At 70.2% G+C, this 14405-nt stretch carries 8 protein-coding genes; 3 read left to right on the top strand and 5 right to left on the bottom strand.

Going from position 1 to position 14405, the window contains the following annotated elements; all coding sequences use genetic code 11:
* The 3 genes from FIF60_RS01450 to FIF60_RS01440 are packed head-to-tail and all read left to right on the top strand — an operon-like array spanning position 1 to position 9602.
* Positions 1 to 3546, top strand: coding sequence for a hypothetical protein (locus FIF60_RS01450; RefSeq protein WP_144183033.1), 3546 nt, complete (start codon positions 1 to 3; stop codon positions 3544 to 3546).
* Positions 3543 to 5834 carry a hypothetical protein gene (locus tag FIF60_RS01445; protein ID WP_144183030.1) on the top strand — a complete coding sequence of 764 codons (2292 nt, stop codon included), beginning with the start codon at positions 3543 to 3545 and terminating at the stop codon, positions 5832 to 5834. The genes FIF60_RS01450 and FIF60_RS01445 overlap by 4 nt, the downstream gene beginning before the upstream one ends.
* Before the next feature lie 54 nt (positions 5835 to 5888).
* Complete coding sequence (locus tag FIF60_RS01440) at positions 5889 to 9602, top strand: DUF6519 domain-containing protein (RefSeq protein WP_144183028.1); 3714 nt, start codon at positions 5889 to 5891, stop codon at positions 9600 to 9602.
* A gap of 9 nt (positions 9603 to 9611) precedes the next feature.
* On the opposite strand, the gene FIF60_RS01435 is transcribed toward FIF60_RS01440, so the two are convergent.
* From FIF60_RS01435 to FIF60_RS01415, 5 genes are all read right to left on the bottom strand, one after another.
* Positions 9612 to 10424, bottom strand: coding sequence for a VOC family protein (locus FIF60_RS01435; RefSeq protein WP_144183026.1), 813 nt, complete (start codon positions 10422 to 10424; stop codon positions 9612 to 9614).
* A gap of 8 nt (positions 10425 to 10432) precedes the next feature.
* Positions 10433 to 11512, bottom strand: coding sequence for an Ldh family oxidoreductase (locus FIF60_RS01430; protein ID WP_144183024.1), 1080 nt, complete (start codon positions 11510 to 11512; stop codon positions 10433 to 10435).
* 118 nt (positions 11513 to 11630) lie between these two features.
* On the bottom strand, positions 11631 to 12389 hold the full coding sequence (locus tag FIF60_RS01425) for an SDR family oxidoreductase (protein ID WP_144183022.1): 759 nt from the start codon (positions 12387 to 12389) through the stop codon (positions 11631 to 11633).
* A gap of 2 nt (positions 12390 to 12391) precedes the next feature.
* Complete coding sequence (locus FIF60_RS01420; protein ID WP_144183020.1) at positions 12392 to 13495, bottom strand: ABC transporter ATP-binding protein; 1104 nt, start codon at positions 13493 to 13495, stop codon at positions 12392 to 12394.
* A gap of 9 nt (positions 13496 to 13504) precedes the next feature.
* Positions 13505 to 14404: a carbohydrate ABC transporter permease gene (locus FIF60_RS01415; RefSeq protein WP_144183018.1), complete on the bottom strand. Its 900-nt coding sequence runs from the start codon at positions 14402 to 14404 to the stop codon at positions 13505 to 13507.
* Between the last annotated feature and the right edge of the window lies 1 nt (position 14405).

The following is a 14405-nucleotide window of genomic DNA, read 5'->3' as shown; positions in this document are numbered from 1 at the left end:
ATGGCTGAGTCCCGTCTCTTCGATCCCGCCTACTGCGGCTGCAACGCCGCCGACGCGCCGCAGGCGCCGAACGCGGTGTGGAACCGACCCTCGCTTTCGGAGATCGCCTGGCGCAGCGGCACCTTCGCCGGCTTCCGCGCTGCGGCCTTGCGCGAGCTCACGATCGCGCTTCCCGCGTTGACCACGCGCGAGGGCGACGACCATGCTATCACGCTGATCGAGCTCTGGGCCGCGATGGCCGATGTGCTGACCTTCTATCAGGAGCGCATCGCCAACGAGGCCTATCTCCGCACGGCGACGTCGCGCGACAGCGTCCGCCGCCTGGTGCGCCTGCTCGACTACAAGCCCTTCGCTGGCCTTGCCGCCGAGGCGCTCGTTGCCTTCACGCTCGACACGGAGGCGTCCGTCGCGCTTCGCCCTGGGCTCCGCATGATGAGCGTGCCCGGGCAGGACGAGACGCCGCAGATCTTCGAGCTCATCGAGGAGGTGCGAGGCGAAGCCGCCCTGAACCGCCTCGAGGCGCGCGGCGTTCCCTTTGCCTACGATCCGTTCGCTGCGGGAGGAAGGTCGGCAGCAATCCCCGTCGCACCCGCGAAGCTTTCGCCAGGCGATGCGCTGATTGCCTTCTGGGCCCGTGCGGTCGAGGAGAAGACGGCGGAGCGCGTGTCGGGCGAGGGGCCCGCCCGCGGCCTCGGCTGGAGCCCGCCAATGCAGTCGGCAATGCCGCAGGCGGCGCTGCTGGCGAAGGTCGAGCGCGCCTTCCGCCTGTTCGGCCACAACCAGCCGGAGGAGCGATTCGAGTTCGACCCCGGCGAGAAGTCGGGAACGACGTGGACGCGCAGCCCGGGCTGGGCCAGCAAGAAGGAAGATCTGACGCTGCCCGGCGGCGATGCGACCTACCCGCTCGATGGCCGCATCGATGCGCTCAAGCCCGGTGCGGCCCTCATTGCCGATGATGGCGAAGGCCGCATCCACGCCGTTGTCGCGACGGCCGTTTCGGAGGCGACGCAGAGCTTCGGCGGCGTGACGGACAAGGTGACGACGCTTCGCGTCGCCGCCTCGACGCTCGGGCGGCCAGCGCTTCGCGTGCTGCCCACGGGCGACATGGATGTCGTGTTCCGCGCAACGACCGGACTTCCCTACTCCTCCGCCAACCGGGCCACGAGCGCTGCGGGAACGGTCTGGACGGAGGCGTTCCCGATCGCGATCCAGGGCGGAGAATCCGATGCCATCATCGGCGACCCGCAGCTTGTCTCGACGCTGTCGCGCCTCGATGTCGTCGCGCGCGGCGAGGGCGTGCTCTGGCACGCGCATTCCTCGGGCTTCACGACGAAAGCGTGGACGGCCATCGCCGCACCTGGCGTGGTCGAGGACCCGGCGGTTGTCTCGCCGGCGGCCGACACGCTGCACGCTTTCGCCAGAAGCGAGTCGGCGACGCTGCTACTCGCAACAGCGACGGGGCTTGGCTCGCCTGCCTGGGGAGCGTGGCAGGATCTCCGCGGCATCGTCACGGGGCCGATCGTCGCGGCGGCGATCCAGGCCGGCCCCGGCATTCCCGCAACGATTGCCGGAACGAGCTGCGCGGTGGCGCGCGGCGCCGACCGGTCCGCCTGGTCGGTCTTCGTCGATGCGTCTGGCTCGGTCTCGAGCTGGCGCCCGCTCGCCGAGGCAGACCTCGCGCCTAATATCGCGATCGGACCCTTCGGCGCGCTGTTCGTCGCGCTCGCACGGCGTTCATCCGATGGCGCGGTGCTTCTCTCGGCCGGGTCGCCCTCGCAATGGACGCAATGGGTGCCGCTTCCGGGAAGCGAGGGCGCGCGCGGGCGGCCGGCCATGCTCCTTTCGGCGGCAGGGTTCACCATCGCCTGGCGTGACAGCGACGGCGGAGCCCAGCTCTGGAACCTCGGCCTCGGCGGTGCCGCGGCGCGCCTGTCGCTGGGTGGCTCGCTCGCGGGAGACCCGGTGCTCGGCTTCGGCGGAGGCCGCGGCGTGGTCGCCGCGCGCTGGACCGATGGAACGCTGCGCGCGCGCATCTTCGCGGGCGGCACCTGGGGCGATTGGGGCATCCTCGCGCCCGGTCTCGGCAGCATCGCCGACCGGCGGAAGGTGAAGTTCTGGCAGGTGTCGCAGCCCCTCATCGCGCCGCGGCGGCACGACTATCCGCCGGCCGTCTCGGGCAGCCGCATCACCGTTCCGCTGCCTCTTCTGGACCGGATCGACGCCAAGCGCCGCATCGTCCTGACCGACGGCAAGACCACCCACGCCGCGACGGTCACCGGCTCGGCCGCCATTTCGACGAGCCCGGGCGGAGGCCGCGCGCTGCTCGCGATCGACTTCACGCCGCCTCTGCCGAAACCCCTCGACGCCGCGACCTCCGTGCTTCTTGGCAATGTCGCGCGTGCGGGCCAGGGGGAGACGCAGGCGGAGGAGATCCTCGGCGACGGCGACGCATCGCGCGCCTTCCAGCAGTTCACGCTCCGCAAGGCGCCGGTGACCCGCCGGATCGATCCGGCATCGGTGCGTGGCCGTCCTGAGATCACCGTGCTCGTCGATGGCGAGGCCTGGCCGGTCGTGGATACGCTGTACGGCCGTGGCGCGACAGAGCACGTGTGCGTCCTCGAGGAAGCCGAGGGCGGCAGGACGATCGTGCGCTTCGGCGACGGCATTTCCGGTGCCCGGCTGCCGACGGGGCGGGGCAATGTTCGCGTCCGCTACCGCACGGGGCTTGGCCTCGCCGGCAATGTTCGTGCCGGACAGCTCTCGATCCTGCTGACGCGGCCGCCTGGATTGCGCGAGGGCGCCAATCTCGAGCCCGGCTCCGGCGCGGCCGACCCGGAGAGCGCCGATGATGCGCGCACGGCCGCGCCCGGCAAGGTGCGCACCTTCGGTCGCGCCATCGCGCTCGACGATCTCGCCGTGCTCGCGGTCGAGACGGGCCTTGCCGCCAAGGCGCGGGCGGATTGGGTTTGGAACGGCATCGAACGCGCGGTGTTCCTCACCGTCGCCGGGCCGGATGGCGTCGCGCTCGGCGTCTCGACGCTCGCGAAGCTGTCGTCTGTTCTCGATGCGGCGCGCGATGTCACGCAGCGGCTCATGCTCGGTGCCGTGCTGCGCGTTCCGGTGTCGCTCTCCGGAACGCTCTACGTGCAGGACGGGTTCGTGCGCGAGGAGGTGCTCGCTGCCGTCAATGCCGCACTAGTGGAGCGCCTCTCCTTCCCTCGGATCGGGTTTGCCGAACCGCTGCACCGAAGCGACATCGACGTCGCGGTGTTGGCGGTTCCAGGCGTGGCGGGGCTCGATCTCGATGCGTTCGGGCTGCGTCGCCAAGCGAGTTTCTCCGCCGCCAGCCGCAAGGCGCGCGATCTCGCCGCCGGCGCGCTGCAGGATCGCATCCGGCTTTTCCCCGCGCGGCCCTCCTCCGGGGCAACGGCCGATCCCATCGTCGCGGAGACCTACGGGCTCAAGCGGCCAAGGCTGCTCCCGGCCGAGCAGGCCTTCGCTGACCCTGCCGACATCGTTCTCATCGCGACAGGAGGCATCGCATGAACGGCCGCGGTGAAGAGGGCAGGCTGTACCGCCAGCTTCCCGCCTTCTGGCGCCAGCGCGATGCCGAGACGGGCGGGCAGCTTCGCGCGCTCCTCGGCGTGATCGAGGCGCAGGCCGCCGTGCTCGAGGACGATGTGTTCCGCCTGCATGACGGGCTGTTCGTCGAAACGGCCGATCCCTGGGCCATTCCCTATATCGGCGATCTCGTCGGCACCACGCCCCTGTTCGACGCTTCCTCGCAGCCCGAGCCGGCGCTCTGGCACACGCTTTTCCCCGACCTTGCCGGAGCCGGCGCCCTAGCCGGAATCGCGAGGTTGATGCCGGCGATCGCCGCGCGCGCGCGGCCCGATGTCGCGAAGACGATCTACTATCGCCGCCGCAAGGGCACCGCGCCGATGCTCGAGGAGCTTGCGCGCGATGTCACCGGCTGGCCCGCGCGGCTCGTCGAGTTTTTCGAGACGCTCGGCTGGACGCAGGCCATCCGCAACCATGTGCGCGCCGGCGCGGGCGGCTGGACCGATCTGCGCTCGACCCGCGTGGCGGAGATGATCGAGGGTGCGTTCGACCGCTCCACCCGCACCGTCGACGTCCGGCCCTTCGATGCGTTCGTCGGTCGACACGGCATTCCGAAGATCGGCTTCTTCCTCTGGCGGCTTCGGCCGCGGCCGCTCGATGGCGTCTCCGCGCGGGCGGAGGCGAGCCCGGCCGATTGGCGCTGGCGTGCCTCGCCGCTGGGGCAGGACGCACCATTGTTCATCCGGCCGCGGCGGGAGGACGACGAGACCGGCCAGGCGACCGAGCTGCACGTTCCCGGACCGATCCGGCCGGGCCTGTTCCATGATGATCTCGTCGCCGCGCGCGATGCAGGCGCATCAGTGAGCGACCTTTTCGGCCCCTTCGGAAGCGGCGGCGGAGAGACGAGCGTTTCGATCAGCCTGCTCGCCGCCGATGGAACGGAGAGCGTGGTGCCGGCCAATCGCGTGCGCTGCATGACGCTTGAGCCGTGGGCAAGGCCGTCGGGCGACCTCGTCGGCGTCGATGTCCGCTCCGGGCGGATCGCGCTCGGTTCCGATCTCTCGTCCGTACGGCTGCGCATCGGCCTCGTCCAGGGCGCCGTCGCCGATCTCGGCGGTGGCCCCTACGGCCGCGCCGCCTGGCTTGTGCGCCCTGACCTCACTCTTCGGCGCTACACCGTGGGCGAGGACGGTCACTCGACGCTGCGAGACGCGCTCGATGCCTGGGCGGCGGACGGCAAGCCTGATGCGCTGGTCCGCATCGCCGACAGCCGTTCCTACCACGAGACGGTCTCCGGCCCGCTCACGATCGAGCCCGCCGACCCCGACCCGGTCACTGGCCGCCGTGGCCTGCTCGCCATCGAGGCGGCAGATCGCGCGTGGCCGCATCTCCGCCTCGACCAGCCGCTGACGATCACCGGCGACCATCCCGAAAGCATGGTCACGCTGTCGGGGCTCCTGATCGAGGGAGCCGTCTCTGTCATCGGCTCGCTGCGCAGGCTGAGGCTGATGCACTGCACGCTCGTGCCCGGCCGATCGATCGCAGGAACCGGGCCGTTGAGCCCGGCGCCGGCAAGCCCCGTCGAGCCGTCGCTCACCGTCGCGGCCGGCACGGGGGCGAACCCGCGCAACACCGGGCTGTCGGTCGAGTGCGCGTTCAGCATTCTCGGGCCGGTGAGGATGCCGGCGCATGCCCGACAGTTCGTCGCGCTCGACAGCATCGTCGATGGCGTCAACACCGATGCGATCGCCGGGCCGGGCTCGTCGGGTGATGCGCCGCCCCTCGTCATCGAGCGATCGACCGTGTTCGGGAACATCCGTGCCATCCGCCTGCCGATGCTCGATACATCGATCGTGCTCGGTTCGGTGCGCATCGCGCGACGCGCGGAAGGCTGCGTGCGCTTCAGCTATACGGGCGAAGGCAGCCAGACGCCGCGCCGCGTGCGCTGCCAGCCCGACCTCGCGGAAGCGGACGCGATCGAGGATGCGGAAGCGGCAAAGGGCGTGCCGCTGACGGGCGCGCAACGCGCGGCTGCCGCGGCGCGCGGAAGGCGGCGCATGCAGCCGGTCTTCGGATCGCTCCGCTACGGGCAGCCCGCCTATGCGCAGCTCGGCCGTAGCTGCCCTTCCGGCATCGGGACAGGGGCCGAGGATGGCGCGGCGATGGGTGTGACCTGCCACCTGAAGGAGCCGCAGCGGCTCGGCAATCTCGGCAGGCGCCTCGATGAGTATCTGCCGCTGGGCCTCGAGCCCGGCATCGTGTTCGTGACGTGACGGGACCCGCCGCGCCGGAAGGCGCGGGACGGAGGTTTCCGAAGGAGAGAGGCCATGGCAGGCGACTACTCACGCCAGACCCACGATCCGCGCAAGCGGTTCGCCTCCGTGCTGATGCAGCAGGGGCGCGTGCAGGTCGACGCCGATTGGAACGAACAGGCGGCGATCGCGCTCGGCCGCGCGCGGCGCCAGGCGCGCGACACGTTCGGCCGCGCCGCGGTCAGCCGCTTCTCGACCGTCGATGCGTTCCGTATCGGTATCGTTGGCGGGCCGCCACGCGATTTTTCGATCGCCCCCGGGCGGATGTATGTCGAGGGGCTTCTCGCGGAGGCCTTCGCCTCCGACGGCACGCCGATCAGCTACCTGAAGCAGCCCTTCCTGCCCGACCCGCCTGGCTTGCCGGGCTCGGGCGGGGCCAATGTGTTCCTCGATGTCTGGCAGCGCGAGGTCACCTGGGTCGAGGACCCGTCCCTGCTCGATGTCGCGCTCGGCGGCGTCGATACCGCGGCGCGGCTGCAGACGGTGTGGCAGGTCCGTGTCGCCGGCGTGCGCCAGGCGTCCTGCGGTGTCGATCTCGATGCGCTGTTTCCGCCATCGCCTGCGCGACTGACGACGCGCGCCGTCGCTCCGCCAGCGCCCGAGGATCCGTGCCTGATCGCGCCGAAGACCGGCTATCGCGGCCTCGAGAATCGTCTCTATCGCGTGGAAGTGCATGTCGGTGGTGCGACGGGTGCGGCACGGTTCAAGTTCTCGCGCGACAACGCCTCGGTCCGCTCGCCCGTCACCGGCATGCGGAAGGAGATCCGCGGCGGCAAGGAGGTGTCGATCCTCACCGTCACCCGCATCGGGCGCGATCCGGGTCTCCGGATCTCCGCGGGCGACTGGGTGGAGATCACCGACGAGCATCGCTTCCTGAACGGCGAGAGCGGCGTGATGGCGCAGGTCGCCGAACCGCCACTCGAGGAGCAGGGGGCGGACGGGTTCGCGGTGGTGCTCGATCGCGCGATCCCACCCGCGGGCGAGCGCGCCTTCGCCACCACGGCCGATGGGCATGCGGAGCGTCGCACGCGAATCATCCGCTGGGACCAGGCTGCCCCGCGCAACACGCTCGATGCGAACGGCCTCATGTCGCTTTCGGGAGGCATGATCGAGCTCGAGGAAGGCGTCGAGGTCGACTTCACGCTTGAGGGCGCGGGCGCGCAGTATCGCGCCTGTGACTGGTGGGTGTTCGCCGCCCGCACGGCGGACGCATCCGTCGAGGAGCTGACGGCGGCGGCGCCGCACGGGCCTGTGCATCACGTCGCGCAGCTGGCCGCCATTGGCAACATCGCCGCGAACGAGGACCCGTCCGACTGCCGCACGCTCTGGCCGCCCCTCGCGCCGCAGGGGGGAGACGGGTGCTGCACGGTCGTCGTCCGCCCGGGAGAGGACATCCAGGCGGCGATTGACAGCCTGCCGCAGGCGGGCGGCTGCGTGTGCCTCAAGGCCGGGCAGCATGTCCTGCGGGGCGCGCTGGTCATCCGCCGCTCGCGCGTGTCGCTGCACGCGGAGGCGCCAGGTGCGGCGGTGCTAACGCGCTCGTCCGACGTGCCGCTTCTCCGCATCGGCGGCGGCGATGCGCAACGCGTGCCTGTCACCGACATTGCCGTCGCCGGAATCGTGTTCCAGTTGGGCAGCATCGGCGAGAGGGTCGAGGAACCGGGGCTGGTCGTGATCGGCCAGGGCACAGAGCGCGTCCGGCTCTCGCATTGCCGCTTCGTGGTGCAGGATGCGGGCGGAATGGCGGCCGGTGTCTTCACCGAAGGCAGCGACGTGACAATCGAGACCTCGATCGTCGAGCGTCTCGCCATCGGCATTCGCGCCGAAGGGGCGACGGCCGACCTCACGGTGCGCGACTGCGCCTTCATCGCGAACCCTTCCGACGAGCGCGCCGGCGGGTCGCTGCCTTCCGCGGATGATGGGCTTGTCGCGATCGGCGTCACTGCCTGCACCGGCGCGCTTCGCGTCACCGGAAACAGTGCGGTTGGGTATCGTTTCGGCATTCTGCTGGGAACGGATGCGCTGGGCGGCAAGGGGCTGGCGACGACACTCGCGCTCGTTGCCGACAACATCGTGTTGCGCGGCGGGCCGCGCGGCGAGCAGGCCGCCGAACCGCCGCCCACGCGTGGGCCGGATACCGTGACGCCGCCGACTAGGGGTAGCACGACGCCCGGTACCGCGACGCCTGGCTCCGCAACACCTGGAACCGCGACACCCGGAACCGCGACACCCGGAACCGCGACACCTGCAACCCCGACGCCGGGCGGACTTCGTGGCGGCCTTGCGGCCGACCGCGCAGAGCTCGCCACGGATCGTCTTCGCCTGACGCGCAACACGGAGGTCGCTTCGCTTGCGAGCCTCTCGCGCGCCACCTCCGAGTTCCGGCTTGCCAACGACGTGAGCGCGGCGCTGTCGCGGCTCGAGCGCACGGCAGGTTCGGTCACGAATGCGCAGCCGGCTTCCGAGACCAACGCAAGACCTGGGCTGATCGTCGCGCCGGCGATTGGCGCGGTCGGCTTCGCGATCGTCGCCGCGGCACAGAACGCGACCGTTTCGGAGAACGTGCTTGCCTGGCGCGGAGGGCCTTATGGCGGCATCCTCGCCGCGCGCGGCACGCGCCTCGTCGCGGGCAACGACATCGTCTCCACGCAGCGCGGCGAGGCCGCGGAGGGCCTCGCCTTCGGCATCGTCTCCGGCCTCGAGGGGAGCCTCGCTGCCGACGGCGTGGAGGTTGCCGGCAACATGGTGTCGGGCCGCACCTTCGCGGTCGCGCTGAACGGCTGCGATCTCGCGCAGGTCGAGGGCAACGTCTCGGTCAATGCGTTCGCTTCCGTTCTCGTCAACCAGGGCGAGGGCGTGCGTATCCTCGGCAATGCCGCGATCGGCGGGAGTGTCGGCGTCATGGCGGTCGATGCCGCCCATGTCGCGATCGAGCGGAACGTGGTTGCTGCGTCGAGCGCGCAGGGCATCGTCGCCATGCATCTCGGCAAGCTTCCGGCGGGGCGCGTGCGGGTTTCCGGCAACCTGCTGCACCGCTGCGGCTTCGGCGCCGACACGGCGATCGCCTTGTCCTATGCGGCGCAGGAGGCGCCGCCGGGCGAGGCGGCGATGATCGACAGCACCGAGGTTGTGATCGAGCACAACACGATCTTCGATACCGGATGGCCCGAGACGGGCGAGCGTGTGGAGGCTGCGCACGGCATCGCTGTATCGGCTCCCCGCATCATCGTGCACGGCAACGAGGTGACGTGGAGCCATCCAGCGCGGACCGACGCGGGCTTCAAGGTGCTGAGCGAGGAGCGCCTGAAGCCGCACCGTGGCATTCTCGCCACCCCTCTTCCCGCGCAGGGCCTGCCTCCGGGGAACGACGAGGCCTGGGCGGGCAGCATCGCGATCACCGACAACAGGGTACGCGGCCCATCGGTCGATACGCTCGTCGATGTGCGCGCTGGCGGCGCGGTGCAGGACCGTCCGTTGCGCTTCCGCGAGGTGCTGGTGACGGGCAACGTCGTCGAGCACTGGTCGCCGCTGGATACGCCGGGGGCGGCGGCGAGCATCTCGGTGCGCGCGTCGGAGGATGCGCTCGTCAGCGTCTCGGCCAATGTCGTGCGCGGCTCGGCGCGGACGCCGAGCGTTCGCGTCGAGGGGCCGAAGCAGATCGCCTGGACGGGGAACGCGACAAGCGGGCAGCTGGTGGGCGCGTCAGGCCAGCCGAACGTCGTCGCCTGACGCGGTCCGTCAGGCCCGGACGAAGCTGAGGCAAACGCCGTTCGCTGCCTCGCGCGGTACGGCAAGCGAGCCGTCCTTGCGCGCAGGCTCGATGCCTCCCGCTGCGAGGGCTGCACGGGCCACCTCGAGGTCGCGCACGCGCACGGCGATCGCATCGATTCCCGCGCGGCCGGTGCCCTTCTCGCGGAAGCGGAGCCGCGCCCGGCCGGTCTCGACGACCATGGCGCCGTCTGCCTGTGCCGCCGTCCGGCCGAGGAGCTTCGCGGTCGCCTCTGCCGCGGTGCGCGGATCCTCGGCGAGGATCGTGAAGCTCTCTATTGCGACAGCACCGTTCGGATGCTCCGTCAGCCCGGGCGGCCAGGTCGCCCCCGGAACGTTGTGGCGGCAGAAGAACACGCGAAGCTCATCGGCGAGCATGTCGCGAAGGTGGAATACATCGAACGTCGCCTCGATCGCGCCGGGTCCGGGCAGGGCGACGGGGCGGCCGAAATGGAGGACGGGAAGCGGGGGAAAGCCGCGGGCGGCCACCTCCTCTGCCGCTTTCGGTGCATCGAAGGCGCGCAGCGCGATCGCGACGAGGCCCTCGCCGGGCCCGGCCAGCCGCGTGCGCCAGCGGGCGTTCTGCGCCGTCTCCGAGACCGTTCCGAGAAGCTCGATGTAGTCGTCGGCCAGCATGATCGTGTGGTTGGCCGTGCCCATGTGGGCGGAGTGGACGCCGCGCGGCGAGGTGCGGAAGCCGAGGCGCTCCCACACGTCGCGCGCGGCGGCCAGGTCACGCACCAGCACGATGCAATGGTCGACCCCTCCGATCGCGCCGGTCATCGCGGCGCTCAGGCGGCCTGGGGGATGGCGGTGTCGTTGAGGCCGACCTCGCGCGCCGTGGCGACGATGCTCGACCAGGTGTCGTCGGGAAGCGGGATGCCCTTCGCGCCGCGCTCGGCCCTCGAGCGGTTCTCCGTCTCGCCCGGGATCAGCACCTCGCCGCCAGGCTCGGACGGCCGGGAGGACTTGTAGAACTCGATGTAGCGCTCAGCCCTCGCCGCCATCTCCTCGACCGGGCCGATCACGTCGGGCCGCAGGTAGAAGCTCATCATGCCGTTGGTGATGCGGCCCCGCTCGCCTTCGCGCGGCCCGCAGGTTCCGTTGCCGGTGAGCGCGCCGCCAAGCATCTCGCACATGAAGGCGAGGCCCGAGCCCTTGTGCAGGCCGAAGGCACGGATCGCGCCCTCGCCATTCTCCGGGTTGCGATCCTCGCTCTTGCCGTAGAGCGTCGTCGGGTCGCCCGAGAGCGTGCCGTCTGGGCGGATCAGCGCGTCCACCGGAAGCTTCTTGCCGCCGCGGCTGGCCACCAGGACCTTGCCTTCGGCCACATGGCTCGTCGCGAAGTCGAGGATCAGCGGCCGGTTCGGCAGGGGAACGCTCATCGCGAAGGGGGCGGTGGAGATGCGCCGGTCGACGCCGCCGAAGGGTGCGACGAGAAGGCTGCCCTGGACGTTGACGTAGTGGATCGAGATCAGTCCCGCAGCCGCTGCCATCTCGGCCCAGTCGCCTGCCCGGCCGAGATGGCCGCTGTTGCGCAGTGCCACCGCGGAGAGGCCCATCATCAGCGCCTTGTCGATTCCGAGCTGCACCGCGACGGGCGTGACGGTCTGGCCGAAGCCGAACTTGCCGTCGACCACGCCGATGACGGGGGTGTCGACCACCACCTCGGGCGTGACATCGGCGAGCACGCGGCCTTCCTTCAGCCACTGGATATAGCGAGGAACCCGCACCACGCCGTGGCTGTCATGGCCGACGAGGTTCGCCTCCGCGAGGTAGCCGGCGATGCGGGCGGCCTCGGCCTCCGAGGTGCCTGCGCGCGCGAAGATCGAGGCGACGAAGCTCTTGAGCGGCGCGACTTGGATGAGCATGGACGTTCCTTGGCGAGAGTGCGAAACGATCGCGCAAGCAAGCGCGCGCGGGGCCGACCGTCAACCCCGCGCGGGCGCAGGCAGCCCTGCAGAAGGCGCGCCGCGCCCGAGGTCCGCGTCAGCCCTGGGCGGCGCGGGCCATCTCGGCGAGGTAGCCCCGGTTCGCCGTGGGGCTGATCAGGATCTCGTTGATGCAGGCATGCGCGGGCATCGTCACCGCGAACAGCACGGCGGCGGCGACGTCCTCCGGCTGAAGCATCGCCGCGCGCACCTCAGGCGGGAGCTTCACCGGGCGGAGATCCATGATCGGGGTGTTCACCTCGCCCGGCTCGACCACGGTCGAGCGTACGCCGTTGCCGCACTCCTCCATGTTCAGCGTGTGGCTGAGCGCGACGAGCCCGTGTTTGGCCGCGACATAGGTGGGGCCCGACACGTGGCCGATGAACCGCCCGGCCCAGGAGGCGACGTGCACGATGATGCCCTTGCTCTTGCGCAGGGCGGGCAGGGCGGCCTGCGCCACATAGGCCGGCGCCTTGAGGTTGCCGTCGACTAGCGCCGAGATGGTCTCGGCCTTCAGGACGGCCCAGCGGCGCTCCGGCGCGTTCAGCCCGGCATTGCTGACCACGATGTCGAGCCGGCCAAGCTTGTCGACCACGGTGGCGACGGCGGCAGTGACCTGGGCGGCATCCGTCAGGTCGGCCGGCACGGCGAGGGCGCCGCCGCCGATCATGCCCGCCGTCTCCTCGAGCGGCGCGGCGCGGCGGCCTGTCAGCGCGACCTTCGCGCCCTCCTTGGCCAGCGCGACCGCCGCTGCACGGCCGATGCCGCTTCCGGCGCCGGTGACCCAGGCGACCTTTCCCTCGAGACGACCGGCCATGCTCAGAGAACCTTCCCCGAACCCTTGTCGATCAGGTGCATGTGCTCCATGTGCGCGGCAAGCGCCATGCGCACCCCCGCTTCCGCACCTGCCGCGGGGTCGACGCGGCCGCACACGCTCGTGCCGTCGATGTGGAAGTGCACGAGCGTTTCCATGCCCATCGGCTCGATCACGTCGAGCTTCACGGTGAGCGGGGCGAGGTTCTGCTTGTCGATGCGGGTCGCCTCGGTGAGGTGTTCGGGGCGGATGCCGAACAGGAGGTCGCGGTTGGCATGCGGGGCGTAGCGTGCGGTCCGCTCTTCCGGCACGGGCACCGACAACCCCTCGCCAAGCTGCACCATGAGCCCGCCGCCTCCCGCCTGCTCGAGCCGGGCGGGGATCATGTTCATCGCCGGGCTGCCGATGAAGCCTGCGACGAAGATGGTGGCCGGGTTGCGGTAGAGCTCATTCGGCGGCCCGACCTGCTCGATGACACCGTGGTTCATCACCACCACGCGGTCAGCCAGCGTCATCGCCTCGACCTGGTCGTGCGTGACGTAGACGGTGGTGGTCCTCACCGTCTGGTGCACCTGCTTGATCTCGGTGCGCATCTGCACGCGCAGCTTCGCGTCGAGGTTCGACAGCGGCTCGTCGAACAGGAACACCTTCGGGTCGCGCACGATGGCGCGGCCCATCGCCACGCGCTGGCGCTGGCCGCCGGAGAGCGCCTTCGGCTTGCGCTCGAGCAGCTCGCCGATGCCGAGGATGCGGGCGGCGTTGTCCACCCGGCGCTTGATCTCCTCGCGCGTGAAGCCACGCAGCTTCAGCCCGAAGCTGATGTTGTCGTAAACGCTCATGTGGGGGTAGAGCGCGTAGTTCTGGAACACCATGGCGATGTCGCGGTCGCGCGGCGGAATGTCGTTCACGACGTCGCCGCCGATCGCGATCTCGCCCGAGGTAATTTCCTCGAGGCCCGCGATCATGCGCAGCGTCGTCGACTTGCCGCAGCCCGACGGCCCGACCAGCACCACGAACTCCTCGTCCTCAATATCGAGGTCGATCCCCTTCACGGCCTGGACGCCGCCCTCGTATTCCTTCACCAGCTTGCGAAGCGATACCTGCGCCATTGAGCGAGCCTATCCTTTCGTTGCGCCGGCGGTGAGCCCGGCGATGTAGTAGTCCATCAGGAACACGTACACGACCACCGGCGGTAGCGCGGCGATCAGCGCGCCAGACATGATCTGCCCCCAGGCGAAGGTGTCGCCGCGCACGAGCTGGCTGACGATGCCGATGGTCAGTGGCATCTGGTCCGGCCGCGTGATGAAGGCGGTGGGGTAGACGAAGGCCGCCCAGGACACGGTAAAGGCGAAGATGGTCGCTGCGATGATGCCTGGCAGGGCGACAGGGATGAAGATCTTCGTCAGCATCTGCGGCCAGGTCGCACCGTCGATCAGCGCAGCCTCGTCGAGCTCCTTCGGGATCGAGGCGAAGTAGCCGATCATGATCCAGGTACAGAACGGCACCGTCAGCGTCGGGTAGACGAGCACGAGCCCCCAGATCGAGTTGAGCAGGCCGAGCCCGCCGACGATCTGGTAGAGCGGGATGAACAGCAGCGTGTCCGGCACGAGGTAGGTCAGGAACACGCCGGTGGCGAGCACCTGGCTTCCCCAGAACCGCATCCGCGAGAGCGCGAAGGCCGCCAGCACCGAGATCACCATCGTCACCGAAACGACGAGGATGGTGACGATGATGCTGTTCTTGAAGAAGGTCAGGAAGATCGGATTGCTGAGGATCGCCCAGTAGTGCTCCAGCGTGGGGTTGCGGACGATCCACGGGTTGAGCGACTGGTCTGCCATCTCGACATTCGTCTTGATGCTCGTGACCAGCATGTAGAAGGGCGGCGCGAGGAAGATGATCGAGGCGAGGATCAGCGACACATAGGCCCAGCGGAGCGCCCAGGCGCGCTCGCGGTGAAGGCTGCCGACCTTTCCGTAGACGCGCGGGTAGTCGCGGTTGGCGACGGCGGCTTCGGCCATC

Origin of the sequence: Elioraea rosea, from assembly GCF_007644105.1 — a bacterium.
Classification (GTDB): domain Bacteria; phylum Pseudomonadota; class Alphaproteobacteria; order Acetobacterales; family Acetobacteraceae; genus Elioraea_A; species Elioraea_A rosea.
This window is presented reverse-complemented; position numbering and strand designations above follow the sequence as displayed.